The sequence below is a fragment of the Rhodococcus sp. NPDC060086 genome (assembly GCF_042730275.1).
In the GTDB taxonomy this organism is placed as follows: Bacteria; Actinomycetota; Actinomycetes; order Mycobacteriales; family Mycobacteriaceae; genus Rhodococcus.
This window is the reverse complement of the sequence record NZ_JBHWWZ010000004.1, coordinates 36145-60966: the sequence shown is the minus strand read 5'-3', so window position 1 is coordinate 60966 and position 24822 is coordinate 36145. Positions and strand designations below refer to the sequence as shown.

26 protein-coding genes and 1 riboswitch are annotated in these 24822 nt (G+C 66.4%); of the genes, 17 read left to right on the top strand and 9 right to left on the bottom strand.

Annotation, left to right across the window (positions count from 1 at the left end; genetic code table 11):
- Positions 1 to 852, bottom strand: coding sequence for a DUF3027 domain-containing protein (locus tag ACFWB0_RS04245; RefSeq protein ID WP_378489184.1), 852 nt, complete (start codon positions 850 to 852; stop codon positions 1 to 3).
- Positions 853 to 947: 95 nt separating this feature from the next.
- Here ACFWB0_RS04245 and ACFWB0_RS04240 point away from each other — a divergent pair, with 95 nt between their 5' ends.
- Genes ACFWB0_RS04240 through ACFWB0_RS04230 form a run of 3 tightly spaced genes read left to right on the top strand, consistent with a single transcriptional unit; the run spans position 948 to position 4024 of the window.
- The gene (locus ACFWB0_RS04240) at positions 948 to 1739 is read left to right on the top strand and encodes a glutaminyl-peptide cyclotransferase (protein ID WP_378489183.1); all 792 of its coding nucleotides are present in this window, start codon (positions 948 to 950) and stop codon (positions 1737 to 1739) included.
- Between the two features lie 57 nt (positions 1740 to 1796).
- On the top strand, positions 1797 to 3533 hold the full coding sequence (locus ACFWB0_RS04235; protein ID WP_378489182.1) for an MFS transporter: 1737 nt from the start codon (positions 1797 to 1799) through the stop codon (positions 3531 to 3533).
- Positions 3530 to 4024, top strand: a complete 495-nt coding sequence (locus tag ACFWB0_RS04230) for a DUF2771 domain-containing protein (protein WP_378489181.1) — start codon at positions 3530 to 3532, stop codon at positions 4022 to 4024. Before ACFWB0_RS04235 ends, ACFWB0_RS04230 begins: the two co-directional genes overlap by 4 nt.
- Before the next feature lie 89 nt (positions 4025 to 4113).
- Here ACFWB0_RS04230 and ACFWB0_RS04225 read toward each other — a convergent pair whose 3' ends face one another.
- Positions 4114 to 4524 carry a cold-shock protein gene (locus tag ACFWB0_RS04225; RefSeq protein WP_378489304.1) on the bottom strand — a complete coding sequence of 137 codons (411 nt, stop codon included), beginning with the start codon at positions 4522 to 4524 and terminating at the stop codon, positions 4114 to 4116.
- A gap of 154 nt (positions 4525 to 4678) precedes the next feature.
- Here ACFWB0_RS04225 and ACFWB0_RS04220 point away from each other — a divergent pair, with 154 nt between their 5' ends.
- From ACFWB0_RS04220 to ACFWB0_RS04210, 3 genes are all read left to right on the top strand, one after another.
- Complete coding sequence (locus tag ACFWB0_RS04220) at positions 4679 to 4921, top strand: hypothetical protein (RefSeq protein WP_378489180.1); 243 nt, start codon at positions 4679 to 4681, stop codon at positions 4919 to 4921.
- Complete coding sequence (locus tag ACFWB0_RS04215) at positions 4918 to 5310, top strand: YccF domain-containing protein (protein WP_378489179.1); 393 nt, start codon at positions 4918 to 4920, stop codon at positions 5308 to 5310. The genes ACFWB0_RS04220 and ACFWB0_RS04215 overlap by 4 nt, the downstream gene beginning before the upstream one ends.
- 217 nt (positions 5311 to 5527) lie before the next feature.
- Positions 5528 to 5771: riboswitch (cyclic di-AMP (ydaO/yuaA leader) on the top strand.
- A gap of 9 nt (positions 5772 to 5780) precedes the next feature.
- Positions 5781 to 6368 carry a transglycosylase family protein gene (locus ACFWB0_RS04210; protein WP_378489178.1) on the top strand — a complete coding sequence of 196 codons (588 nt, stop codon included), beginning with the start codon at positions 5781 to 5783 and terminating at the stop codon, positions 6366 to 6368.
- A gap of 103 nt (positions 6369 to 6471) precedes the next feature.
- On the opposite strand, the gene ACFWB0_RS04205 is transcribed toward ACFWB0_RS04210, so the two are convergent.
- Positions 6472 to 6660 (bottom strand): hypothetical protein, encoded by a 189-nt coding sequence (locus ACFWB0_RS04205; RefSeq protein WP_378489177.1) that lies wholly within the window; start codon positions 6658 to 6660, stop codon positions 6472 to 6474.
- A gap of 60 nt (positions 6661 to 6720) precedes the next feature.
- On the opposite strand from ACFWB0_RS04205, the gene ACFWB0_RS04200 reads away from it, so the two are divergent.
- Positions 6721 to 8997, top strand: a complete 2277-nt coding sequence (locus ACFWB0_RS04200) for a helicase-associated domain-containing protein (RefSeq protein WP_378489176.1) — start codon at positions 6721 to 6723, stop codon at positions 8995 to 8997.
- Positions 8998 to 9013: 16 nt separating this feature from the next.
- On the opposite strand, the gene ACFWB0_RS04195 is transcribed toward ACFWB0_RS04200, so the two are convergent.
- Both ACFWB0_RS04195 and ACFWB0_RS04190 read right to left on the bottom strand, forming a co-directional pair.
- Entirely contained in the window at positions 9014 to 9523 is a 510-nt protein-coding gene (locus tag ACFWB0_RS04195; protein ID WP_378489175.1) for a hypothetical protein, read from the bottom strand.
- Positions 9520 to 11109: a GMC oxidoreductase gene (locus ACFWB0_RS04190; RefSeq protein ID WP_378489174.1), complete on the bottom strand. Its 1590-nt coding sequence runs from the start codon at positions 11107 to 11109 to the stop codon at positions 9520 to 9522. The genes ACFWB0_RS04195 and ACFWB0_RS04190 overlap by 4 nt, the downstream gene beginning before the upstream one ends.
- Before the next feature lie 362 nt (positions 11110 to 11471).
- Between ACFWB0_RS04190 and ACFWB0_RS04185 the strand changes: the two genes are divergently transcribed.
- From ACFWB0_RS04185 to ACFWB0_RS04175, 3 genes are all read left to right on the top strand, one after another.
- Positions 11472 to 11639, top strand: a complete 168-nt coding sequence (locus ACFWB0_RS04185) for a hypothetical protein (protein WP_378489173.1) — start codon at positions 11472 to 11474, stop codon at positions 11637 to 11639.
- 312 nt (positions 11640 to 11951) lie between these two features.
- Entirely contained in the window at positions 11952 to 13610 is a 1659-nt protein-coding gene (locus ACFWB0_RS04180) for a DNA repair helicase XPB (protein ID WP_378489172.1), read from the top strand.
- Between the two features lie 119 nt (positions 13611 to 13729).
- Complete coding sequence (locus ACFWB0_RS04175; protein ID WP_378489171.1) at positions 13730 to 15013, top strand: competence/damage-inducible protein A; 1284 nt, start codon at positions 13730 to 13732, stop codon at positions 15011 to 15013.
- 13 nt (positions 15014 to 15026) lie between these two features.
- Here the strand turns inward: ACFWB0_RS04175 and ACFWB0_RS04170 are convergent, their stop codons facing one another.
- The 3 genes from ACFWB0_RS04170 to ACFWB0_RS04160 all read right to left on the bottom strand — a co-directional run bounded on the left by ACFWB0_RS04170 (position 15027) and on the right by ACFWB0_RS04160 (position 18821).
- A complete protein-coding gene (locus ACFWB0_RS04170; protein ID WP_378489170.1) occupies positions 15027 to 15710 on the bottom strand; it encodes a response regulator in 684 nt (227 codons plus the stop codon).
- Positions 15692 to 17380 carry an ATP-binding protein gene (locus ACFWB0_RS04165; protein WP_378489169.1) on the bottom strand — a complete coding sequence of 563 codons (1689 nt, stop codon included), beginning with the start codon at positions 17378 to 17380 and terminating at the stop codon, positions 15692 to 15694. Before ACFWB0_RS04165 ends, ACFWB0_RS04170 begins: the two co-directional genes overlap by 19 nt.
- 67 nt (positions 17381 to 17447) lie before the next feature.
- Positions 17448 to 18821: a CitMHS family transporter gene (locus ACFWB0_RS04160; RefSeq protein WP_378489168.1), complete on the bottom strand. Its 1374-nt coding sequence runs from the start codon at positions 18819 to 18821 to the stop codon at positions 17448 to 17450.
- A 230-nt stretch (positions 18822 to 19051) separates the two neighbouring features.
- Here ACFWB0_RS04160 and ACFWB0_RS04155 point away from each other — a divergent pair, with 230 nt between their 5' ends.
- On the top strand, positions 19052 to 19720 hold the full coding sequence (locus tag ACFWB0_RS04155) for a DUF3239 domain-containing protein (protein ID WP_378489167.1): 669 nt from the start codon (positions 19052 to 19054) through the stop codon (positions 19718 to 19720).
- A gap of 37 nt (positions 19721 to 19757) precedes the next feature.
- Positions 19758 to 20321, top strand: a complete 564-nt coding sequence (locus tag ACFWB0_RS04150; protein ID WP_378489166.1) for a GNAT family N-acetyltransferase — start codon at positions 19758 to 19760, stop codon at positions 20319 to 20321.
- 7 nt (positions 20322 to 20328) lie between these two features.
- Here ACFWB0_RS04150 and ACFWB0_RS04145 read toward each other — a convergent pair whose 3' ends face one another.
- Positions 20329 to 21315, bottom strand: a complete 987-nt coding sequence (locus ACFWB0_RS04145) for an LLM class F420-dependent oxidoreductase (RefSeq protein WP_378489165.1) — start codon at positions 21313 to 21315, stop codon at positions 20329 to 20331.
- A 124-nt stretch (positions 21316 to 21439) separates the two neighbouring features.
- Here ACFWB0_RS04145 and ACFWB0_RS04140 point away from each other — a divergent pair, with 124 nt between their 5' ends.
- The 5 genes from ACFWB0_RS04140 to kdpA all read left to right on the top strand — a co-directional run bounded on the left by ACFWB0_RS04140 (position 21440) and on the right by kdpA (position 24788).
- A complete protein-coding gene (locus ACFWB0_RS04140) occupies positions 21440 to 21727 on the top strand; it encodes a hypothetical protein (protein ID WP_378489164.1) in 288 nt (95 codons plus the stop codon).
- Positions 21728 to 21895: 168 nt separating this feature from the next.
- Positions 21896 to 22732 carry an MHYT domain-containing protein gene (locus ACFWB0_RS04135; RefSeq protein ID WP_378489163.1) on the top strand — a complete coding sequence of 279 codons (837 nt, stop codon included), beginning with the start codon at positions 21896 to 21898 and terminating at the stop codon, positions 22730 to 22732.
- A gap of 127 nt (positions 22733 to 22859) precedes the next feature.
- On the top strand, positions 22860 to 22982 hold the full coding sequence (locus tag ACFWB0_RS04130) for a hypothetical protein (RefSeq protein WP_378489162.1): 123 nt from the start codon (positions 22860 to 22862) through the stop codon (positions 22980 to 22982).
- Positions 22982 to 23080 carry a K(+)-transporting ATPase subunit F gene (gene kdpF / locus ACFWB0_RS04125; RefSeq protein ID WP_378489161.1) on the top strand — a complete coding sequence of 33 codons (99 nt, stop codon included), beginning with the start codon at positions 22982 to 22984 and terminating at the stop codon, positions 23078 to 23080. The genes ACFWB0_RS04130 and kdpF overlap by 1 nt, the downstream gene beginning before the upstream one ends.
- Before the next feature lie 7 nt (positions 23081 to 23087).
- Entirely contained in the window at positions 23088 to 24788 is a 1701-nt protein-coding gene (kdpA, locus tag ACFWB0_RS04120) for a potassium-transporting ATPase subunit KdpA (RefSeq protein ID WP_378489160.1), read from the top strand.
- Positions 24789 to 24822 lie beyond the last annotated feature (34 nt).

Here is a 24822-nt window from a genome sequence, read left to right as displayed (position 1 = left end):
TCAGTCGGTCTGTTCCGACTGCGCGTTCTCGGTATCGGTGGTGTTCTGGTTGGGCTCTGCAGCGACGGCGGGAAGCTCGACGATCTCGATCGCCCCGTCGTCGTACGCGTCGAACTGCGGCGAACCCGCACCGGTGGGCAGGGTGGTATCGGAGTGCGCACCGCAACCGAATTCGGCGTGCACAACATGGCCGTCGGCGGCGAACTCGTTTCCGCACACACCGAACGCAGCCCGCAACGACCCCGCGAGCGGCAGGTAGAAGCCGCACATCATGCACGTCGACGGCGCAGCCTTGGCCATCTCGGAATGAGGACCGTACTCACCGTCGAACCACCGCTGCGTTGCGTCGAGCCTGCCTTCGAGGCTCATCACCTGCTTGCGACCGAGCCCGATCTCACCGGCTGTCTCGTCGACGTCGGGATCGCCCGAGGCGGTGTATCCCGGCACGAGCCGCTCGTCGTCGGGTGCGGAGGCCAGCAGATCGCCCGGCCCCAGGTCGCCGGGGCGGATCCGCTCGTTCCACGGCACCCATGCCGGTGCGACCAGCGATTCGGGGCCCGGCAGCAATACCAGTTCGCTCACGGTGACGTGATCGGATTCGGGTGCGGCCGCCACCACGACCGCCCACTGCCAACCGTGATACCCGGCCAGGTCGGCTGCGAAGCGGTGGGTAGCCGCGCATTCGTCGTCGGCGGTGACGCCCAGATAGGCGCCGACGACGCCCTCTCCGAGCTCGTTCAGGGCAGCCCGGGCGACCTCCACGGCCTCAGCGAGCACCGATCGGACAGCCGGATCCACCGAAGGTTCCGTTCCGGGGGCAACGGCAGAAGATGCAACGCTCACGAGCACCATTGTGCCGGACAGATGCCCCGGCGTGGCGCCCGGCCATGAGAAGACACCTGAGACGACCGTGAAGAAACAGAAGTCGACACCGGGAAGATGGACTCATGAAGCGTCGACCGGCCACCTTCGCGCTCGCCCTCGCCCTCCTGACCGCGGGCTGCAGCGACACCGTCGTCACCGAACCCGGGCCACCGGCCGACGAACTCCGCGTCGAGATCGTCGCGGAGCATCCACATGATCCGGGGGCGTTCACCCAGGGTCTCGAACTCGACGGCGGTGACCTGTTCGAGGGCACCGGGCGCGAGGGGTCGTCGTGGGTGTCGGCCCGCCCGCTCGACACACTCACCGAGCGCACCCAGGTGCCACTTCCCGACGACATGTTCGGCGAGGGCATCACCGTCGCCGATGGGGTGGTGTGGCAGCTCACATGGAAGGACGGGGTGGCGTTCGTCCGCGACCGCGACAGTCTCGCAGAGCTGCGGCGTGTCGACTTCGACGGTGAGGGCTGGGGCCTGTGCGACCAGCCCGAGCGTCTGGTGATGAGCGACGGCTCCGCGGAGCTGACGTTCCGCGACCGCGACACCTTCGCCGAACTGGGGCGGGTCACGGTGCATCGCGACGGTCGTGCGGTGTCGAATCTGAACGAGCTCGAATGCACCGACGACGGTGCCGTGTACGCGAATGTGTGGAAGACCGAGGAGATCGTGCGGATCGACCCCGAGTCCGGCCGGGTGGGCGCGACGATCGACGCGTCGGCACTGCTCGACAGACTCGCCGAGACGGATCGGAACAATATCGACGTCATGAACGGGATCGCCCACATCCCAGGTACGGACCGTTTCCTCGTGACCGGCAAGTTGTGGCCGACGCTGTTCGAAGTTCGCTTCGTACCGTGACCCGCGCTGCGAGCGACCCGACTGCACAACGGGTGCGCGGTGGTGAAGAATCGAAGCGTGACCGAACCGGAAGAGCGACCTGCCGATAGGGCGGACGATCGTGCCCCGGGCTCTCGGCATCCGGGGTACAGCAACTATCCGCCGCCGCGCCGCGTCTCTGCGCGCCGGACACCGTTGCCACCGTTGCATCCGATAGACGAGCCGCAGCACCCACGCCCTGAAGGCGCCGACAAACGCACGGCTGCGAACAAGGGCGCCGGGCCGTCGAAGGATTCCTCCGACGCGAAGGACGACCGGTCGGGTGGCAACAGCCGGTCCAGTGACAACAGGGGGCCCCACGCGCCGCGGATGCCCCGCAAACTCACCGTGACGCGGGTCGCGGCGTTCCGCAGCCGCGAGCTCACCCACAAGGGCATCGCGACCTTCCGCCGCGCCGCGACCGCCGACGGCGCCGACAAGTCCGGTCTGACGGCGCTGACCTACGCGACCATGGCGAACTTCGCCGCCGACGCCGCGATGGCGGTGGCATTGGCGAACACCCTGTTCTTCTCGGCAGCGACCGGCGAGGACAAGACGAAGGTCGCGTTGTATCTGCTCATCACGATCGCGCCGTTCGCCGTCATCGCTCCGTTGATCGGCCCGCTCCTGGACCGGCTCCAGCACGGGCGGCGGCTCGCGCTGGCGACGTCGTTCGGGTTGCGGACCGTCCTCGCCGTCGTCTTGATCTTCAACTTCGACAGCTGGGCGTTGTATCCCGCTGCGCTGGCGATGATGGTGCTCAGTAAATCGTTCGCGGTCCTCAAGTCCGCGGTCACGCCGAGGGTGCTGCCACCCGAGATAGACCTGGTACGGGTCAACTCCAGACTCACCGTGTTCGGCCTGGTCGGAGGCACACTCGGCTTCGGCGCGATAGCCGGTGCCGCGGCGTGGGCGTTCAACTCTGCCGGGGCACTGTGGCTGTGTGCCGGGATCACCGTGTTCGGTGCGTACCTGAGCATGCGGATACCGGCATGGGTCGAGGTCACCGAAGGTGAGGTTCCCGCGACGCTGTCGTACCGCGGGCCCGAGGCGCGCACCGACGTGCTCGACACCAGGACCGAGGTGATCTCCGCCAACGGCAAGAGCCGGCAGCCACTCGGTCGCACTGTGGTCACCGGACTGTGGGGCAATGGCACCATCCGTGTGCTCACCGGCTTCCTCACCTTGTTCATCGCGTTCGTGGCGAAGAGCGCCACCGAACAGTCCCCGCTCATGCAGGCCGCGATGCTCGGTTTCGTCGGTGCTGCCGCGGCGATCGGAAACTTCGCGGGCAACGCGACCGGCGCACGGATGGCGTTGGGTCGTCCCGCACTGATCGTCGTGCGATGTGCGGCCGCCGTGGTTGTGGTCGCCGCGATCGTCGCGGCGACGGACAATGTGGTCGCCGCCGCCTTGGCCGCGTTGATCGCTGCCTGCGCGAGTGCCCTGGCGAAGGTGTCGCTCGACGCATCGCTGCAGCAGGATCTCCCCGAGGAATCCATCGCATCGGGATTCGGCCGGTCGGAAACCGTCCTTCAGCTGAGTTGGGTGCTGGGCGGCGCCATGGGAGTTCTGCTTCCGACCGAGCTGTGGATCGGTTTCTCGGTCGTGACGGTGGTGCTGGTACTCGGGTTCACCCAGACCCTGCTCACTTACCGTGGAAAGACGTTGCTGCCCGGCCTGGGCGGCAGGAGGCCCGAGCATGCCTCCACCGAAACTGCCGACGAGCGCGGAGCGCGCCCGGACGGGCAGCCGACACGAAATGGGAGCCGATGAATCTGCAAGCCCGGACGAAGAAGGCGATCGCGCTGATCGCGGTAGTCCTGGTGGTGGTCGCTGTGGGTATCGGCGCGGTGATCTGGAAGCTCGTCGACTCGGCCGAGCCGCGGCTGCCCGAGATCACCGCCTTCGGCGACGGCACCTCGGTCACGGTGCCTCCGACGCAGCACTGCAACGTCAACCTCGAGGACTGCGTCGAGAATCCGATCACCCAGCTCTCCGTCCGCGCCGGATATCCCCTGCAGTTGTCGCTGCCGTCGGCGATCTCCGATGCGCCGTGGCGTCTGATCGCGGTGTACGGCGATCTCGAGACGGGCCAGACGTTCCTCGACGGCATCATGGTCGATCCGGGGCAGCAGCGCGCGATCACCGTGCCGAGCGATCCGTCGCTGCAGTTGCTCGGTGTGGAGGTTCAGCTGCCCTCCGCTGTGGTGGACGAGGCCGGCGAGCCGATCGCTCACGCCGTGTGGGCAGTCCAGACGTTCTGAGAGCGCTGCTTCGAGGGCCGAAAGATGCCGAATGCCGTATCCGAACGAATCGGATACGGCATTCGGCGTTCGGGTCGCGGTCGTCCGTCTCAGTGGTCGAGCTCGCGGGCGACGGCGCGCATGACCTCGGAGATCCGCTGCCCGGCCTTGCGGTCCGGGTAGCGACCACGCCGCAGGTCGGGCTGGATCGCAACTTCGAGCAGCTTGATCATGTCCTCGACCATGCCGTGCAGTTCGTCGGGTGAGCGTCGTTCACGTGCCGGTGCTTCACGTCGTCCGCCCTGCTGCCGCAGCGTCGGCTGCTCGAGCAACTCGACCTTGAGCGCCTGGGGCCCACGACGACCGACGGCCATCCCGAATTCGACGCGCTGGCCCGCTTTGAGGTTCTCGACGCCATCCGGGAGTGCCGATGCGCGGACGTAGACGTCCTCGCCTTCGTCCTGAGACAGGAAGCCGAAGCCCTTCTCGACGTCGTACCATTTCACCTTGCCGGTCGGCACCGCGCTCACCTGCTCCTCGACGGCCGTGCCCGAGGGCACGATGTGGACATGCAAAACAACGCGCCCCAACCCTCACCGAGCGGGACGCGCATACGCGTTGAGTGTACCTCGGCGCACATACCGCCCCCGACGGCCGGCGACTACCGTAGTCGTCGTGGGTAACTCTTCTTCCGATTCCGTTCGTGCGTCCGGCAAGGGTCTGTTCAATGCCGCCATCGTGTGCTTCGCGGTGGGCATCGTGGCAGTGGTGGCGATCTTCCTGACTCCGATCCTCACCGACGGCAAGCCGGGTCTCGTCCTGTTTCTCCTCACTCTCGCGTGGCCGCTCGGCTTCGCGTTGGCCATCGCGTTCGCCCTGCAGTCGGGTCGGCGCTCGAAGGGCGGTAACGGTTCATGAGGGTTGTTCTCAACATCATCTGGCTGGTCTTCGGCGGTTTGTGGCTGGCGCTCGGATACTTCCTCGCGGGCATCATCTGCTGCATCCTCATCATCACGATTCCGTTCGGTATCGCCTCGTTCCGTATCGGCGTCTATGCGCTGTGGCCGTTCGGGAAGACAACTGTCGACAAGCCGACTGCGGGGGCCGGCTCGATGATCGGGAATGTGATCTGGATCGTGATCGCCGGCATCTGGCTGGCCCTCGGACACATCGCGACAGCGATCGCCATGGCCATCACGATCATCGGCATTCCGCTCGCGATCGCGAACCTGAAAATGATCCCGATCTCTCTGATGCCACTCGGGAAAGACATCGTTCCCGTCGATGCACGCCCGACGTACATGTGACCTTTATCACATAACGAGCTGATAACAGCACGGGTTCGAAACGGGTTTCGGAGGCTACTCGCGCGACTACCAGCGAGTTCGCTCCGGAATAGCCCCAGTACAGCCTCGAAACCCCATCCGGTCGTGCGTTACCAATTGGTGACACTCGTCCACCGGACCGTTACCGTCGTCATCGGTCGGACCGCCTGGTCCAACCAACCCGGGCCCGCCGCGCCAAATTCCTGTCCCGCGGAAACCCGGTTATCCCGACAAACGATCCACGAGGGACAGGAAACGGGGGACCCAACCGGTCTCCCTCGGAAGCACCCCGGCCCCGCCGGGACGCTTCCCCGGAGGCCCGGCCCGCCGCTCACGCGAAAGGCCTCGGGGTGAAGCCGGAACGCTCGATGAGCGCAACGGCCGGACTACCTCTTCAGTCCGAACCCGACAGCTGACCTCGTAGGCGCGTGCGGAGAGGAAACGGAACCGACATGAGCGGACGCCATCGCAAGCCTTCCAACACCGGCCGGACTGTCGCGAAGTTCGCGCTGACCGGCGCCGTCCTCGGCGTGACGGGTGTCGCCTTCAGCGGCACCGCCGCCGCCGCGCCCGACTCCGACTGGGACCGCCTCGCACAGTGCGAGTCCGGCGGAAACTGGGCCATCGCCACCGGCAACGGCTACCACGGTGGCCTGCAGTTCTCGCCGAGCACCTGGAACGCCTACGGCGGTCAGGAATACGCAGCCACCGCCAACCAGGCCAGCCGCGACCAGCAGATCGCCGTCGCCGAGCGCGTCCTTGCCGGCCAGGGCTGGGGCGCATGGCCGTCCTGCTCCTCGAGCCTCGGCCTGTCCAGCTCCCCGACGCAGCGTGAGGCCCCCGGCGCTCCCGCTCAGTCCACCCCCGCGCCGGTCACCGAGAACCGCCAGATCCCGCAGCTTTCCGAGGTTCCGGCACTGCCCGCCGAGGCCCAGGGCATCATCGACGGCTTCGAACAGGGCGTCGACGCACTGCAGTCCGCCGGTATCGCGCTCGACCCGGCCGTCCTCGACGCAGTCCGCGCAGTTCTGCCCCAGTAGGCAACACTCAGCAGTACCAGCAAAGAACCCCGCACCGGATTCGGTGCGGGGTTCTTCGTTGTCGGGGAGCCTGACGACCGAGGAAGACTCGGTGTCGAGGAACTCAGCGGTTGATGACGGTGCGCGGGTGCGTGTAGGGAAGCTCCTCCGCCGGGACGGGGAACACGGCGTCCTCGCCGTACGGGGAGAGCGGACCCGAACGCGTCGACGACAGTTCGGTGACCGCATGGTCGCCATCTGCCAACTCCGGCCATCCGCGATCGACGTAGAGGTTCTTCGATTTGTCAGCCATGACGCTCATTTTGGCAGGTGAGTTCGTCTTAGGCCATCTCAGGTCTCTAATCTGGATCTGATGACACCCGCCACGCCCGCCCCCGACGCCGCATCGGACTCGCTCGCCCAGTGGCTGTCCGATCGCCGCGACACGGAACTCGTCGCTCTCCTGCGCTCGAGACCCGACCTGGTGGTGCCCCCACCCGCGACGATGAGCGTGCTCGCGAATCGCGCACGCCAACGCGCTTCGGTGTTCCGCGCAGCGAACGACTTCACCACCGCGGAGTTCGGGATCATCGAGGCACTCGCGCGGCTCGGGGCCGTCGACGACGGGGTGCCGAGGAAAACTCTCGTCGACGATCTGCGAGGGCGGATCACCGCCAAGTCCGTCGATCGGATTCTCGACCGTCTGCGCTCCGTCCTGCTGGTGTGGGACACCTCCGACGGCCTGCGTCTCGTCGCAGCCGCCGTCGAGGCCGTGCCGTGGAGGGTCGGACGCACACCCGAAACGGACGCGTTCACCCGCGAAGAGCTCGAAGTGGTCCTCGCCGAACTCGAGCCCTCGCAACGCAGCATTCTCGACACCCTGGCGCGGACGTCGCCCATCGGGCGCACCCGCGACGCCGCGCCCGGCTCCGACGAGAACCGACCCGTACAGAAGCTCCTGGCATCCGGGTTGCTCACCCGCATCGACGACGAGACGGTCGAACTTCCCCACCGGGTCGGGCAGGCATTGCGCGGCGAAGCACCGTTCGATCCGGCATCCCTGACTCCCCCGGGCTTCAAGGCGAGCACCAAGACCGCTCCCGATACGAACAGCACCGCCGCAGGCGCCGCATTGGAACTACTGCGCCACTGCGAAGACCTGATCACCGCGCTGGGCCGCCAGCCCGCCCCGGCACTGCGCTCCGGTGGTCTGGGAGTCCGCGAGCTCCACCGGCTCGCGAAGTCGCTCGATCTCACCGACGACCACACCGCATTGCTCGTCGAGGTACTCGCAGCGGCAGGACTCATCGCACGCGGAAACCCCGATCCCGCTCCGCCCGGCGACATCGACGACTATTGGGCTCCCACCACCTCGGCCGACGGATGGCTCACCGCGAACACCGCGCACCGCTGGGCGGTTCTCGCCGGTGCGTGGCTGGACGCGCCGCGGCGTCCCTGGCTGATCGGACGTCGCGACCAGAACGACAAGCCGATCGCGGCGTTGTCCGACGAGGTGAACTCCCCGACCGCGGCCTACGACCGCAGGCTCCTCCTCGAAGTACTCGCCGACCACATTGCGCCGTCCCCGGCCGAAGTGCAGGCCGTCGTGGCCTGGCGCCGGCCTCGATCCGCAGGCCACTTCGGCCACGAGACGGTGACCGAGACGATCCGCGAAGCCACCGCACTCGCGTTGGTCGCCCACGACAATCTCGGCTCACCCGGCAAGGCCCTGCTGCACGGTGGCGACGCCGAAACAGAGATGGCGAACACGCTCCCCGAACCCGTCGACCACGTCCTCGTCCAGGCCGACCTCACCGTCGTCGCCCCCGGTCCTCTCGTCCCGGAACTGGCCGGGAAGGTCGCGCTCGTCGCCGACGTCGAATCCGCAGGCGCCGCCACCGTCTACCGGATCAGTGAGGGCACCGTGCGCCGCGCGCTCGACGCGGGCCTCGGTGCAGGTGAGCTGCACGCCCTGTTCTCGGCCCACTCGCGCACACCCGTCCCTCAGTCGCTGACCTACCTGATCGACGACGTGGCACGGCGCCACGGCCGGTTGCGCGCAGGCATCGCGTCGTCGTTCGTACGCTCCGACGATCCGGCGCTGCTCGCAGAGGTGCTCGCGACACCGGTCGCCGCGACGCTGGCGTTGCGTGCGGTCGCACCGACGGTCGCCATCTCGCAGGCGCCCCTCGCCGAGGTACTCACCTCACTGAGGCAAGTAGGCTTCGCTCCGGCAGGCGAGGACGCATCGGGCGCGGTGCTGGATCTGCGCCCGCGCGGCGCACGGCTGGTGGTGCCGCGGTCGCGTCCCCGCTACGCCGGACCGCTTCCGCCCAACGACGAACAGCTCGAAACGCTGGTACGCACGCTGCGCGCCGGCGACCGCGCCGCGTCCGCCCCGGCGAGTACACCGGTGCGCGGAGACGGCAGCCGTACGGGTGGTGCGGCAACGATGGCGCTGCTGCAACTGGCGGTCCATGCCAAGCGCAGTGTGACCCTCGGATACGTCGACGCACAGGGCACCGCAACCCGTCGCATCGTGGACCCGGTCAGCATTGCGGGCGGGCAGCTCGAAGCCTTCGACCCCGCGACCGGCTCGGTGCGCAGTTTCGTGCTGCACCGTGTCGCGTCGGTCGCGCTGGTCGATTGACACGGCGACGGTCCGCTCAGGGTCGATCGTCGTCACGCACGAGTACGAACGGCGAGGCCGCCCTCCTCGACCACGACCCCCCTACGAATGTCAGGCCGAGCCACGTCCGTTCGTCGAGCGCACGGAACTCGTCGCGCACCCACCGCCATGGAATCGGCGCGTCTGCACCGTAGGACACCGTCACCGCGGGCCGTCCGTCGAGCCAAGACTGTTCGAGCGCGACAGCGATCGGCAGGTGCTCGCGCGGCGTCCCATTGTCGCGGCCGAGCAGGTTCGCCGCGGTGCCGTCGGCGTGGACACGCTTGCCGTACCAATGTGGCATTCCGGCGACCGCAATCGCGCGCGGAGCCGCAATCCTCAGCAGAGCAGGTCCGACGAAAACGGCGCGGTAGGTTCCAGGCGACATCGGCGTGTCCGTCGTATACTCAGCACCCTCGCCCGACTGCGTCAACGACCTGAATGTGTCGCGCAGTCCCCGCATCGTGCCGGCCAGGCCCTGCAGTGCGGCCGAGTCCCCTGTGCTCACGTCGTCGTCCTACTTTCTGTTCGCGCCGCATATCGTGCGGCAAAGCGTTCTGCCATGGCGGTGATCGTGAGGCTCGGGTTCACCCCGACGTTCGCAGGAATGGCGGAGCCGTCCACCACGTACAGGCCCGGATGCCCGAACACCTGGTGGTCGGTGTCGATGACGCCGTGGTCGGCGTCGGATCCGATCGCAGCGCCACCGAGAATGTGGGCGGTGATGGACTTTCCACCGATGCTCTCGAGCAGCAAATTGAGGGGCCGTCCGCCGATCGACTCGGCGAAGGCGCGGGCAACCGCGTTGGCCTGCGGAAGATAGCTCGGCGCTCGGCGGCCCGCGACAGCACGTGACCGCAGTACCTTGCGCCACGGCCGGATCGGCGACCGCGCGTAGTCCAGTCGGATTTCACTTTCCACATTCTGCATCACCGTGAACACACTGAGTCGTTCGATGAAGTTGCGCGCGAACATGGTTCGGATCTGACGAGCCGGATTCCGCAGGAGCGCCGCCGCGGCGGACCGGCGGCGCAGGCGAGGATCGGCACCGTCGACAAGCGGCCCGACCTGGAACCGCATATGCCATCCGCCGACGTACCGATTCTGGGTGACATGGGTGCTGTCATCGGGATAGAACTCGCTCGAAATGGTGGGCCCGCGAGTCAGATCGACGTCGACGTCGTCGGCAAGGACCGCGGTGATCGCCTCCGAGTTGGTGCGCACGTGGTCGCCGAGCCGGTCGGATACGCGAGGAAGCCCACCGTTCGTACGGGACCGGAACAGCAACTCCACGGTGCCGAGCACCCCTGCGGCCAGTACCACTTCGGGCGCGCGCAGTCGTTCGCCGCTGCCGAGCCGAACCTCGTAGTCACCGCCGGCGAGTGCGATCACCGACGTGACGTGCTGCTCTACCCGGATCTCGGCGCCGCGCTGCTCTGCAAGCCAGAGATAGTTCAGATCGAGGGTGTTCTTGCTGCCGTACGGGCATCCGATCAGGCATCCACCGCACAGGCGGCACCCGGTGCGGTCCGGCCCGTCGCCACCGAAGAACGGGTCGGGTACCGTGGCGCCTTCGTCCCCGAAATAGATCGCCATCGGAGTCGGCCCGTATGTGCTCTCGACGCCGAGGGCCCGGGAGACGCTGCGCAGGTGCTCGTCCATCGGACCGCTGAAGGGCGCAATGGTCCGACCAAGCATCCGAGCAGCAGTCCCGTAATGCTCTGCAAGCTCTGCACGCCAGCCCTTCTCGGAATTCGGCCAGGCCCGGTCGGTGAAGAATTCCTCTTCAGGCTCGAGAAGCACACCGGCCCAGACGATGCTGCCGCCGCCCACACCCGAGCCACCGATGATGCCGACGTGCGCGAACACCCGCTGCCAGAAGAAGCCACGCAAACCCAGTTCGGGCAACCACAGGTATCGGCGCGGGTCGCGGCGCGCGGCCTCGAAATCCGCGCGAGAATGCCGCCGCCCCTGTTCGAGCACCAGCACCCGACGTCCCTGTTCGGCCAGCCGCAGGGCAGCGACCGCGCCCCCGAATCCGCTGCCGACCACGATCACGTCCGCTACCGGTTCCACACTGCTCTCGGCGTCCACGGCGCACAGCATAGGCGCGTCCGGACATCCGGCCGGTTCAGGACATTTTCCGTGCTCCTTGTCGCACCGACGACGAAACTTCTCCGGGCCGCCGCTCCCCCACTGAGATCACCGCGAGCCGCGGAAATGCGATGCGTGAACCAGACCTTTTCGCAAACTGGCTTTTCTTGGAATTTGACGTATGGTGTGGCTCGTTGAGTAATTGCCACTTCGAAAAGAGGAGCGACAATGGCCGACAAGGGAAAAACACTCAAGAAACCCGCGCAGTCCATGAAAGAACGCCGGGAAGAAAAGCGCCAGAAGGCAGCGGATACCGGAGAATTCATCCGCAAGCGGAAGCGGAGCTGAGACCGGCGAACGCCATGAATACCGAAACTGCAGTGCTCGAAGCACTGTACGAAACGATCCGCGACCTGCCGATTCATTCGGTCGGCAGCGAGGCGCGAAGCAACGGATATCGAGCAGCCCTGGCCCGCGCACGAGTGTTCGTCCTCGACGAACGAGCCGGAGCGATCAGAACACCGGCATGAGATGAGAAAAACGGTGACCGAATGAAACGGACGCTACACGCCCTGGACAGAATTCAGGAAAGACTCGAAGGGGAATTGGATTCCGTGACGGTCTCGTCGGAAAAGGAAGCCGGATACCGATCCGGGATTTCGGAGGCGCTCGTGTGCGTGATGGAGGTGCGCCGATCGCTGACGAGCTGACCCCGCGGTGGATCGACACCGCTACGGGTCGGAACTGGTGATGTCCGGACGCATGGGCGGCGCGCAGGTGGCGCGCCGCCCTCCGCATCTGGACAATGGAGGAGTTCTACTTTTCTCTCACCAGGAGGCTTCGTGGCCGACGGACCGTTGATCGTCCAGTCAGACAAGACCGTGCTGCTCGAGGTCGACCACGAATTGGCGAACGCAGCCCGGCAGGCCATCGCTCCCTTCGCGGAACTCGAGCGGGCACCCGAGCACGTCCACACCTACCGGGTCACTCCGCTGGCACTGTGGAACGCACGCGCAGCAGGCCATGACGCCGAACAAGTCGTCGACGCGCTCGTCACATACTCACGCTTCGCTGTGCCGCAGCCGCTGCTCGTCGACATCGTCGACACCATGGGCCGGTACGGCCGCCTCCAGCTCGTGAAGAATCCCGCCCACGGACTGACACTCGTCAGCTTCGACAACGCGGTGCTGATCGAGATCATGCGCAACAAGAAGATCGCGCCGATGCTCGGCGCGCGCATCGACGACGACACGGTGCTCGTGCACCCCAGCGAACGCGGTCGCCTCAAGCAGATGCTGCTCAAGGTGGGTTGGCCGGCGGAGGATCTCGCCGGGTACGTCGACGGCGAGGCGCACACCATCGACCTCGACTTCGAGACACATCCGTGGCATCTGCGCGACTACCAGGAGATGGCCGCGGATTCCTTCTGGGACGGCGGGTCCGGTGTCGTCGTGCTGCCCTGCGGTGCAGGCAAGACGATGGTGGGCGCGGCCGCCATGGCGAAGGCCGGTGCCACCACACTGATCCTCGTGACGAACACCGTCGCGGGTCGGCAGTGGAAACGCGAGTTGATCGCACGCACCTCCCTCACCGAGGAGGAGATCGGCGAGTACTCGGGTGAGAAGAAGGAGATCCGCCCGGTGACCATCGCCACCTACCAGGTGGTCACCCGCAAGACGAAGGGCGAGTACCGCCACCTCGAGCTGTTCGATTCCCGCGACTGGGGACTGATGATCTACGACGAGGTGCACCTGCTCCCGGCACCCGTATTCCGGATGACGGCGGATCTGCAGTCGCGGCGACGCCTCGGACTGACCGCCACGCTCGTGCGTGAGGACGGACGCGAAGGCGACGTGTTCTCCCTCATCGGACCCAAGCGATACGACGCGCCGTGGAAGGACATCGAAGCGCAGGGCTGGATCGCCCCGGCCGACTGCGTGGAGGTGCGTGTCACGCTCACCGATGCCGAACGCATGGCGTACGCGGTGGCCGAACCGGAAGAGCGCTACAAGCTGTGCTCGACGGCACGCACCAAGAACGCGGTGGTCAAGTCGATCCTCGCCCGCCACCCGAACTCGCCGACACTCGTCATCGGCGCCTATCTCGATCAGCTCGACGAGCTCGGTGAGGCGCTCGATGCTCCGGTGATCAAGGGTTCGACGCGCAGCAAGGAACGCGAGTTGTTGTTCGATCGCTTCCGCAACGGCGAGGTCGATGTGCTCGTCGTGTCGAAGGTCGCGAACTTCTCGATCGACCTGCCGGAGGCGTCGGTGGCGGTGCAGGTGTCGGGTACGTTCGGGTCGCGGCAGGAAGAGGCCCAGCGGCTCGGGAGGCTCCTGCGCCCGAAGCAGGACGGCGGGCAGGCACACTTCTACTCGGTCGTCTCACGCGACACCCTCGACGCCGAGTACGCCGCGCACCGTCAGCGATTCCTTGCCGAACAGGGCTACGCATACCGGATCACCGACGCCGACGACCTGCTGGGACCTCAGATCGGCTGAGCTGATGTCCTGGAAGGAGACGGCCACGGCCGTCGCCGCAGGGCGTCCGTAATCGTGGCGGCCGCCAAGAAGGGGTGGCGGGACCTCGTCGCGCTCGAAGACGTCCTAGGCTCGACGCCGTGAGCATGCGTGCAGGAATCGTCGTGACCGGGACCGAGATACTCACGGGCAGGATCACCGACCAGAACGGGCCGTGGCTGTCCCACCAGCTCCTGATACTCGGCGTCGACGTCGCCCACATCACGATCTGCGGCGACCGACCCACCGACCTGATCGCACAACTACGCTTCCTCGCTGATCAGGGCGTCGACCTCATCGTCACCAGCGGTGGTCTCGGCCCCACCGCCGACGACCTCACCGTCGCTACCGTCGCCGAGTTCTGCACTCGCGAGCTACGGCTCGACCCCGAACTCGAAGAACACATCGCGGGCATCATCCGCCACCACCGCCCGCACACCCCCGACCTCGACGCAGGGCCGACGCGTATCGGGATCCGCAAGCAGGCGCAGATCCCGACCGGTGCCACCGCCCTACCGCCGACCGGCACAGCACCGGGCGTAGTAATCCCCGCAGTAGCCGGTGACCGGCCGGTCCCGACCATCGTCATCCTCCCCGGTCCTCCCGGAGAACTACAGGCGATGTGGCCCAGCGCGATCACCTCACCAGCGGTCGCCGAGGTGCTGACCCGAGCCGACGACCTGCAGCAGGAAACCGTGCGCGCCTACGGATTGCACGAGGCACAACTCGCCGAGACACTGCGCCGAGCCGAAGCAGAGATCCCCGACCTCGATCGACTCGAGATCACCACGTGTCTTCGAGACGGTGAACTCGACATGGTGACCCGATTCGCCTCCGGCGACGCGGACCTCTATCGCCGTCTTCTCGACGTTCTCGCCGAACATCATGGACGCCAGATCTTCTCGACCGACGGCTCCACCATCGAAGACCAGCTGATCGACGCCCTCGCGGGCCGGCTGATCGCGACTGCGGAGTCGTGCACGGGCGGGCTCATCGCTGCGCGTCTCACCGACCGCCCCGGGTCGTCGTCCTATGTCGTGGGCGGCGTCGTCTCGTACTCCAACGACGCGAAGTCCGATCTGCTCGACGTACCGGCCGAGATGATCGCCGCGCACGGTGCGGTGAGCGAACAAGTCGCCGCAGCCATGGCCGAGGGCGCCAGATCCCGTCTCGGGGCCGACGTCGCGGTCTCTACCACCGGGATCGCCGGCCCCGGCGGTGGCACCGAAGCCAAGCCGGTGGGCACAGTCTGCTTCGGCGTCGCGATCGACGGACGGCCGACATACGCCATCACCCGCCGCTTCCCCGGGGACCGCGAACGAGTCCGAACCCTCACCACCACAGCCGCACTGCATCTGGTTGTCGCACAACTCGAACGAGGTTGAATCTGGGTCTCTGTCAGAGCCCACTGGCCCGGACGAGTCGATATTCCTGCTCGGGTCGTCCGGTGCTGCCGTATCTCAGCTGCATCCGCAGTTGCCCTTTCGCAACGAGGGCTGCCAGGTAGCGCTGAGCGGTCGCGCGCGACATCCCCGTTGCCATCGCGACCTCACCGGCCGACAGTGGTTGCGACGATTCCCGAAGCGCGTTCATCACAAGATCTTTGGTAACCGAACGCGCGTGCGGCGCGGCGGAGGTGGAGGTCGGCAGCACGGGACGCAGCGCAGCGAGTGCCGTGTCGATCTCGGTTTGGGTGAGTTCCGCCGACGAGACGATGCGTCGGTACTGCGCGTATGCGGCGAGTCTGCGTGCCAGTTCGGTATTGGAGAACGGTTTGACGAGGTAGACCAGCGCCCCGGCAGTCATTGCCTGCCGTACCGTGATGCCTTCACCGGCAGCGCCGAGGACGAAACTGTCGCAGTCCAGTTCGCGGATCAGGTCGACCCCCGACCCGTCGGGGAGATACACGTCCATCAGCGCCAGGTCGACCGGGGTGCGCCGGACCGCGTCCCGCGCCGCAGCGACACTGCCCACCGTGTTCACGACCGTGAAGCCGGCGACGCCCGACACCACCTGCGCGTGTAGTTCGGCGACGCGGAAGTCGTCGTCGACGACGAGCACCGTCAGATCTGATCCGCCCACCGCGTGTCTCCTTCGTCGAGAACTCCGGCGAGAGTTGCGAGGAACACTGCACCACCGGTCGGGTTGTCCGGGCTTCGATGTCCGCCGCGATCGACCAGGCGCACATCTCCCCCGTGGTCGCGTGCGATCTGCCGCGCCAAGGCCAGTCCCATCCCACGTCCACCCGGTACCCCGCTGTCGATGTGGGTGGTGGCACCCTCCACGAAGACGTCGGAAAGCTCGGCCGCAACGCCGCTCCCGGTATCGGCGACGGTAATGTGCAGATCCGCGCCGTCCTCGACGAGCTCGATTTCCACTTCCGCCGGGCGATGACCGCTCTCCTTGGCCGCCTCGATCCCATTGTCGAGCAGGTTCCCGAGAACGGTTGTCACATCGACAGGGACGCGCAACGCGCCGTGCACCCACGTGTTCTCCCCCAGAACCAGGCGGACGCCACTCTCACGCGCATGGGACGCCTTCGCGGTGAGGAACGCGTGCAGATACGGGTCGGCCACGGTGCCGATACCCTCGAGCTGCTGCCCCAGAGGTCCCGACCCGATGATCTGCTCGATGAAGTCGGCGGCCTGCGTCGTGCGTCCCCGCTGCAGAAGCCCGTTCAACAAGTGGAGCCGATTGGCGAACTCGTGCCGCTGCGCACGCAATGCCGTGGTGAGCGACTGGACGGCCCCGAGTTCACGTGTGAGGTTCTCGATGTCGGTGCGGTCGCGCACCGACATCACCGTGCCGAGATTCTTTCGATCACGTACCACCCGCCGCGCGACCGCGACGACAACCCGGTCTCCTGCGGTCGCCGCGACCGGCATGCTCTGCGCATCGTGCAGGATGTCCAGCAGACGCGGACTGATCCCGATCTCGTCGATCGGATCGCCTGCGCCGCCGTGCAGGTTCAGCAGTCGGCGCGCTTCTGAGTTGACCACGGTGACGGTGCCGCTCGCGTCCGTGGCGACCACACCATCAGAGATTCCGTGCAGCACCACCTCCTGCTCGCGGACGAGCTCCGCGAGCTGATCGGGTTCGAGACCGAGCGTGAGTGTTTTCCACCGGTTCGCCAGCAGTATCGACCCGGCGGTCCCGAACGCCAACGCCCCGAGCGCAATCAGGGCCGCATAGCCGAGGTCGCTTCGCAGGTCGGAATGAACCCGGTCGGTAGAGATCCCGACGCTCACCTCTCCGACAACAACGGACTCTCCGGCAACACTGTCCGACGCGGGGCCCGTCACGGGCACCTTCGCGCGGACGGACTGCCCGAGTGTTCCGGACTCGCTCACCACCACCTCGCGTCCGGCCAGAGCCTCGGCCGGATCCGTGCTGACCCGCAGGCCGAGCAACCGCGGGTCCGGGTGTGCGAGCCGCAATCCCTTCTCGTCGGTGATCACGACGAACAGTGCCCCGGTCGCGGCCCGTACGGATTCGGCGGCCGCCTGCAGTTCCCCGTCCGCCAGTTCCGGATTGCCGGGCCCGACCACCCCGTCGTCTTCCGCCGCGAGCCGGGCCACCTCACTGCGCACGGTCTCGTCAGCAGCGACGGCCCTCGCGATGGCCAGCGCACGCTGCCCGTGTTCGTCGGTAACCCTGGTCTCCGTGGTCGTGGCGAACACTGCGAAGCCGATACCGAGCGTGACCGCCACGACCGCGGACTGCAGCAGCAACACCTGCGTGCGGAGTTTCACGGCGTCCCCGCATCGGTCGACATCTCAGCTCTTCCACACACATGCCCAGTGTGGACCGCGACCGCACTCAGCCGAACGGAATCTGCCCGATGAGCACCGCGGTCACGAGCATCGCGAGCGACACCAGCACCGCCCGCCACAACACCTTCTTGTGGTGGTCGGCGAGCTGCACACCGGCGAGGGTGACGAGGAGCAGGATCGCGGGAACCAGCGGGCTCTGCATGTGGACGGGTTGGCCGGTGATCGATGCGCGCGCCATCTCGACAGGCTCGATCCCGTACTGTGCCGCGGTCTCGGCGAGAACGGGCAGCACCCCGAAGTAGAACGCGTCGTTGGTCATGAAGAAGGTCATCGGAATGCTCAACACACCGGTGATCACGGCGAGGAACGGCCCGAGCGAATCGGGGATCACTCCTGTCAGCCACAGCGCCATCGCCTCGACCATTCCGGTGCCCTGGAACACGCCGGTCAGGACGGCGGCGGCGAACACCATGGCGACCACCGACACGATGCTCGACGAGTGACGCACAATTGCTGCGGACTGATCGGCGATCCGGGGGAAATTCACGGCCAGCGCAATGCCTGCGGCGATCATGAACAGAACCGGGATAGGCAGGATGTCCAGTCCGAGGACCACCAGCAATGCGATAGTCAAGGCCGCGTTGAACCACAACAACCGTGGACGAAGGGTGGGACGGTCCGGGTCGAGCCCGCCCACGAATCCGTCTGTGCCACCGGACTCGTCGTTGTCATCACCCGTTCCGGTAGAGCCGCCCGTACCACCCGAGCCGACACGGGCCGGAATCCGCTCGGAGGTGAGGACGAGGGTGCCGATCCTTCGCCGCTCCATGATTCCGAGATGGAATGCGAAGCCCAGCACGACGACCAGACCCACCACGAGCGACGGGATCATGGGCACGAACACATCCGACGGCGATAGACCCAACGCGCTCGCGGCACGGACCGTCGGGCCTCCCCACGGGATGATGTTCATCGTCGCGTTCGCCAGTCCTGCAACCACAGTGAGCACAACGGGGCTCACCTTCAGTTTCATGTACAGGGGAAGCATCGCAGACGTGGTGATGATGAACGTCGTCGAACCGTCACCGTCGAGCGAAACCACCATCGCGAGCACCGCGGTACCCACGACAAGTCGCGCTGGATCGTTGCGCACCAGCCTCAGGATGAGGCGAACGAGCGGATCGAACAGGCCGACGTCGATCATGATCCCGAAGAAGATGATCGCGAAGAACAACAACGCCGCGGTCGGAGCGAGGGATTCGACACCGCCGACGATCATGTCGCCGATGTCGGTACCGGCGCCGGCGATGAGCCCGAACGCCACGGGGACGAGGATCAGGCCCACTACGGGAGTCGCCCGCTTCGACAGAACGAGATACATGAAGACGGCGACCATGAGGAAGCCGAGACCTACCAGCATCGAGCGCACTCACTTTCTCGAGTCCGGATGCGGTCGGCACATGCCACCTGCGCCCCGTTTGTACGGCCGGGCGAGATGCTGGAAGTGGTAACCGTGAATCCATCCGGTTGTGACATCAACTACAACGAGTGTGGGGTGCGTCACCGGGGCCGGTCACGCTTGAGTGCGATAGTCCCGTTGTGTGCATTGTGCTCGAGTATGTGGCCGAGCTCGTCCCATAAGCTGTGGGTGTGCGCCGATTCGAGTTCCCCGTCGACCTGCCCCATGCCAAGAGCGTGAACCAGACGCTTGCCGAGGTCCGCAGCCTGCGGCGCTCCGGTGTGATCGTCGCGGTGTTGTGTGCCGCTGCCGCGGCGTGGCTGATCTACCTCGGCAAGCCGTGGTCGTACGTGGTGGGCGCAGTGCTGGTCGTCGCAACACTCACATCACTGTGGGTGGCGCTCTGGGCACCGCGCAAGATCGGCACCATCGAGGAGCTCTACCACGACAGCCCGCTGGTCCCGGCGGTCGTCGCAGCCACACGTGCCCGCGGCATGACGCTGCTCGCCCTCATCGATATCGCGAAGCCGGAGGCAGACGCTCGCCACTACGCGCTGGTTACCCGCGACGTCCTGGCGATCCCCGGGCACCGCGCACGCGTCGGCGAACAGGTGCCGTCGGTAGCCGTGCTGTCCGACCGCACGACGAAGAACAAGACGGATGCCTGGCAGATGGCCAGCCCCATGCCGCTCGCATGGGGCACCCGCGACACGAAGGTTCTGGCCGAAGCCGCGGGCTCGATCGACAATGCCGAATGGAAGCTGCTCGCGAACAAGCTGAAGCTCGTGGACGAGGTCAACGCCACCGACGAGCGACGCATGGTGCTCGAAAGTAAGGATCTTCCACCGGAGCTGCGTTGACATGGAACCGCGGGCTGACATGGAACCTCGGGCTGACATGGAACCTCGGACGCTCACCGACGGCAGGGTGACCCTGTCGCCGCCCCGGCCCGCAGACATCGACACCATCACCGAGGCCTGTCGGGACGCGGCGATCACGGAATGGACGACCGTGCCTGCTCCATACGAACGGGCCGACGCCGTTCGATTCGTCGGCGATATCGTTCCAGCGAAATGGGAACGCGGCTTTCCGGATTGGGCTATCCGCACGAGCGACCACGGGCCCCTGCGCGGCATGGTCGGTTTCGTTGCGCGTGGAGACGCAGAACCCGAGATCGGATACTGGGTGGCGCCCGACGCGCGGCAGCAGGGCCTGGCGACCGCTGCGGTGCGGCTCGCGTGCGACTTCGCATTCAGCTCTGAAGGTATGGGCGTATGGCGGATCGCATGGCGCGCGTTCGTCGGCAACGTGTCGTCGGCGTCGGTTGCCCGGCATGCCGGATTCCGGTTCGAAGGTGTCGCGCGACACGGACTGTTGCAGCGCGGCACCCCGCGCGACGTGTGGGTCGCCGGACTGCTGCCCGACGACCCCCGCACGCCCGGCGACACCTGGCCGATCTGAGTACCCGTCACGCGAGGTGCGGAAGCACTTCCTTCTCGAGCATCTCCAGTCCGGACGTGTCGTACGCGGCTTCGGGTACGTAGAAGATCGCGTACTCGAGGCCCTGCTTCTTCAACGCCGTGAGGTTCTCCACGATCTGCTCAGGGGTTCCCACGGCGGGCATTCCACGGAACGCGTCGAGCGCGCCGTCGGCCTTCTCAGCACCGACGATCGGTTCGAGACGGCTACGAAGTTGCTCGAGCCGGTCCTGGACTTCCTTCTCCGTCCGACCGATCGCGACGTTGTAGTTCGCCGAACGCACGATCGCGTCGAAGTCGGTGCCGACCTCCGTGCAGTGGTTGCGCAGGATCTCCGACTTGTGGGCGAACCCCTCTGGGGTGCCGTCGAAGTTGGTGTACTGCGCGTATTTCGCGGCGATCTTCAAGGTGACCTTCTCGCCGCCACCCGCGATCCACAGCGGGATACCGTCGTCCTGCAACGGAAGCGGACGGCAGATCGCTCCGTCGACCTGGTAGTACTTGCCGTCGAGAGTCGCGACGCCGTCGGTCCACGCCTGCTTGAAGATCTGCACGCCTTCGTCGAGGCGCCCCAACCGCTCCCCCGCCGAAGGAAAACCGTAACCGTATGCGCGCCACTCGTTCTCGTACCAGCCGCCGCCGATACCCATCTCGATGCGGCCGCCGGAAATGATGTCGGCAGTGGCCGCTACCTTCGCCAGATAGGCGGGGTTTCGGTAGGCCATCGCCGTGCACATCTGCCCGATCCGTACGCGGTCCGTCACCGCCGCAAACGCCGACACCAGCGACCATGCCTCGTGGGTCGCTTCCTCCGACGGTGCGGGCACCGTGTGGAAGTGGTCGTACACCCAGATCGACTCCCACGGGCCTTCGTCGGCGCGCTGCGCGAGATCACGCATGACCCGCCACTGGTCGACGGGGTCGATACCGACGAGGTCGAGTCGCCAGCCCTGGGGAACGAAGTAGCCGAAGCGCATACGAGTCCTTTCTGACGGTGATCGGTCCGCCGGGCGAAATCGAGAACCCGGCACTGCACCATCGAGTATCGCGGACTCCACAGCAGCATGCAGTCGACAGGACCGCGAGATCGTATTCTGAATTATGCCGCCGAGCCCTTTCGTCCCGCCTCCGTACCGCAACGGAGTCGGTGACACGGCGCTCGTCGCCGGAATCATCGCCGCAGCATCCGCTTTCCTGCCGATCGTCGGCGACCTGATCACGATCCCTGCCGGACTGATCGCGGTGGTGTGCGGCTGGATCGGGCTGGTGCGCGTGGAGAACGGTGTAGCCGACAACCACCGGAATGCCATGATCGGGGCCGTACTCGGCATTGCAGGATTGTTCGTCGTGTTCCTGGTCTTCGTCGCGACCCACAGCCCGGGCCAATAGAGCAGGCCGTGCGACCAGAGCAGACCAGGGCACCGCACGCAGCATAACCACACTTATGTACCATTGTCTGTGCTGCTCAGAAAGCTGACATTGCAGCCCGAGTCGGTCCGGTACGGCGCGCTACTACCCGAGTACGGACGGTCGAAGCGCGTCATCTGTGAGGAACTAATGTCACACGAATTGCACCACTTCACCATGGGCTTGTGGGTGCTGGGATTGGCGTATGCGGTATCCGTCGTGGGTGCCTACACCGGTTTGTCGTGTGCCCATCAGGCCGCCAGGCATCCACCCGGGAGCACCCGCAGAGGATGGCTGCTGATGGCCTCGGTCGCCATCGGCGGCGTGGGGATCTGGTTGATGCATTTCATGGGAATGATGGGCTTCGACGTGCCCGCCACACTGGTCCGGTACGACCTCGAACTGACGGTGTTCTCGGCGGTGGTGGCCGTGGCCGCGACCCTGTTCGGACTCTGGCTCGTCACGCTACGAACATTCGCCGGCCGGCGGTTGCCCCGTGCACTCACCCTGTCCGTCGGCGGGCTGCTGATGGGCCTGGCAGTGAGTCTGATGCACTACAGCGGCATGGCCGCGATCCGCATCCAAGGCACCCTCACACACACGCCGATGTTCGTCGTGGCCTCGGTGATCATCGGGATCGTCGCCGCCACCGCCGCGCTGTGGCTGGCAGGAGTCGCCGAACGACACCTCACGCGTATCGCGGGAGCCTTGATCATGGGGTGCGCCGTAGTCGCATTGCACTACACGGGCATGGCCGGGACGCAGGCCACAGTCGATCCGACCGCACAGGCACCGGAGGGGCTGACCGTCCTGTCGCTGCTGCTGCCTGCATATGCCCTCGGCATGATCGTGCTGGCCGTGCCGATCGTCGCGCTGCTGCTCGCGCCGCAGCCCACAGAAGCTCATTACGACACGAAGATCGCGCAGTTGACCGCGCTCGGTGCGGTCGAGGCCGTCGACTCACCTCAGCAGGGCACGCCCGCGTAAAGAAGTCGTCAGGACATCGCACGGAAGCGTCAGGATTTCGCATGGATCCGGCCGGGTCGGCTCCGGCGGCGCGATGGTGTGGTGCGGCGCCGACCGGCGCCGCACCATGTCGACGACAGGAAACGAGATGGCCGACGTCGCATATGTGACGCTGATGACCGCCGGAATCGTGATGTGCGCGCTCACGTTGCGCGCCCTCCACGGCAGTGCCCCTCACAGCAACTCCTCCCAGAGCACGGGAGAACGCTGATGACGTGGGCGGGAGTGACGACCACCGCGCTGATCGTGATCGCAGCGGCGATGGTGGTGTACCTCCTGGTCGCGTTGCTCGATCCGGAGAGGTTCTGACGCCGCGATGACTCCTGCTCTTGCTGCGGGGCTGCAGATCGCGCTGTTCGTCGCAGTGCTCGCAGTGTTGTATGTCCCCCTCGGCGACTACATGGCGAAGGTGTACACCACCGACACCGACCTGCGGACGAAGGACCTGCGGATCGAGTCGATTCTCTATCGGGCGTGCCGGATCGACTCCCGCGCGGAACAGACCTGGTACGGGTATGCCACGAGCGTGCTGGGCTTTTCACTCGCGAGCGCGCTCTTCCTCTACGGTCTGCAACGCGTCCAGGGTGTGCTGCCGCTCAACAACGATCTCGAAGGCGTCAGTCCCGCCGTCGCGTTCAACACCGCGATCTCGTTCGTCACCAACACCAACTGGCAGTCGTACGTACCCGAGACCACCATGAGTCCGCTGACGCAGTCGGCCGGACTCGCGGTGCAGAACTTCATGTCCGCCGCGGTGGGCATGGGTGTCGCCGTCGCGTTGATCCGCGGGCTCGTGCGCGTCGGCCGGGGCGGAGAGATCGGCAATTTCTGGGTCGATCTCACCCGCGGTACGCTGCGCATCCTGCTTCCCCTCTCGTTCGTCATCGCGCTGATCCTGCTGAGTCAAGGCGTGATCCAGTCCTACCGGAGCGGTTTTGCCGCAACGGGACTCGACGGGCATGCGCTGACCACCGCGCTGGCTCCGGTCGCATCGCAAGAGGCGATCAAGGAACTGGGAACCAACGGTGGCGGCGTGCTCGCCGCGAACTCGGCGCACCCGTTCGAGAACCCGACACCGGTGAGCAACATCGTGGAGATCATTGCGCTCCTGCTCATTCCGGTCGCGCTCACCCGCACGTTCGGCACCATGATCGGTAACCGCAGGCAGGGTCTCACTGTGCTGGCCGTGATGGCGACCCTCTACACCGCGGTGCTCGCGGTGACTCTCGCGGCCGAATCCCGCACGCACGGTGTCGCCGCCGACACAGCGGGAGCGATGCTGGAAGGCAAAGAAGTCCGATTCGGCATTCCAGGATCGACGCTCTTCGCGGTGTCCACCACCGGCACAAGCACCGGTGCGGTGAACTCCGCCCACGACAGTATGTCGCCGCTCGGCGGCGGCGCCGTCCTGCTCAACATGTTGTTCGGCGAAATCGCGCCGGGCGGTGTCGGAACCGGGTTGTACGGAATTCTCGTCGTCGCGATGGTCGCAGTGTTCGTCGGCGGCCTGCTCGTCGGCCGCACCCCCGAGTTCCTCGGTAAGAAACTGCGCACCCGCGAGATCACCCTCGCCGCGCTGAGCATCCTGGTGATGCCTGCGCTCGTGCTGGCCGGCACCGCGATCGCCGTCGTCCTGTCGGCAACGGCAGGTGCCCTCGGCAACTCGGGAGACCCCGGAACACCGGGAGCGATCCACGGATTCACCGAAGTGCTCTACGCATACGCATCTGCGGCGAACAACAACGGCAGCGCCTTCGGCGGTCTCACCGTCACGAACGACTGGTTCCAAGCGAGCCTTGGGATGTGCATGTTGTTCGGACGCTTCCTGCCGATCGTGTTCGTCCTCGCGCTCGCCGGATCTCTGTCGTCTGCGCAGCGTGTGCCCACCGGCGCCGGAACCTTGCCCACCTCGGGCGTCGCATTCGCCGGACTACTGACCGGAACAGCTGTACTGGTGGCCGCACTGACCTTCTTCCCTGCCCTTGCGCTGGGCCCGATCGCGGAGGCATTGCATTGACCGCGTCCACTACTCCCCGCACCTCCGACCGGCA

Excerpts from the sequence above, each read along its gene's own strand:
- ACFWB0_RS04245 (WP_378489184.1), bottom strand. The coding sequence starts at position 852 with ATGGTGCTCGTGAGCGTTGCATCTTCTGCCGTTGCCCCCGGAACGGAA.
- ACFWB0_RS04240 (WP_378489183.1), top strand. The coding sequence starts at position 948 with ATGAAGCGTCGACCGGCCACCTTCGCGCTCGCCCTCGCCCTCCTGACC.
- ACFWB0_RS04230 (WP_378489181.1), top strand. The coding sequence starts at position 3,530 with ATGAATCTGCAAGCCCGGACGAAGAAGGCGATCGCGCTGATCGCGGTA.
- ACFWB0_RS04215 (WP_378489179.1), top strand. The coding sequence starts at position 4,918 with ATGAGGGTTGTTCTCAACATCATCTGGCTGGTCTTCGGCGGTTTGTGG.
- ACFWB0_RS04210 (WP_378489178.1), top strand. The coding sequence starts at position 5,781 with ATGAGCGGACGCCATCGCAAGCCTTCCAACACCGGCCGGACTGTCGCG.
- ACFWB0_RS04205 (WP_378489177.1), bottom strand. The coding sequence starts at position 6,660 with ATGGCTGACAAATCGAAGAACCTCTACGTCGATCGCGGATGGCCGGAG.
- ACFWB0_RS04200 (WP_378489176.1), top strand. The coding sequence starts at position 6,721 with ATGACACCCGCCACGCCCGCCCCCGACGCCGCATCGGACTCGCTCGCC.
- ACFWB0_RS04185 (WP_378489173.1), top strand. The coding sequence starts at position 11,472 with ATGAATACCGAAACTGCAGTGCTCGAAGCACTGTACGAAACGATCCGC.
- ACFWB0_RS04160 (WP_378489168.1), bottom strand. The coding sequence starts at position 18,821 with ATGCTGGTAGGTCTCGGCTTCCTCATGGTCGCCGTCTTCATGTATCTC.
- ACFWB0_RS04150 (WP_378489166.1), top strand. The coding sequence starts at position 19,758 with ATGGAACCTCGGACGCTCACCGACGGCAGGGTGACCCTGTCGCCGCCC.
- ACFWB0_RS04145 (WP_378489165.1), bottom strand. The coding sequence starts at position 21,315 with ATGCGCTTCGGCTACTTCGTTCCCCAGGGCTGGCGACTCGACCTCGTC.
- ACFWB0_RS04140 (WP_378489164.1), top strand. The coding sequence starts at position 21,440 with ATGCCGCCGAGCCCTTTCGTCCCGCCTCCGTACCGCAACGGAGTCGGT.
- ACFWB0_RS04135 (WP_378489163.1), top strand. The coding sequence starts at position 21,896 with ATGTCACACGAATTGCACCACTTCACCATGGGCTTGTGGGTGCTGGGA.
- ACFWB0_RS04130 (WP_378489162.1), top strand. The coding sequence starts at position 22,860 with ATGGCCGACGTCGCATATGTGACGCTGATGACCGCCGGAATCGTGATG.
- kdpF (WP_378489161.1), top strand. The coding sequence starts at position 22,982 with ATGACGTGGGCGGGAGTGACGACCACCGCGCTGATCGTGATCGCAGCG.
- kdpA (WP_378489160.1), top strand. The coding sequence starts at position 23,088 with ATGACTCCTGCTCTTGCTGCGGGGCTGCAGATCGCGCTGTTCGTCGCA.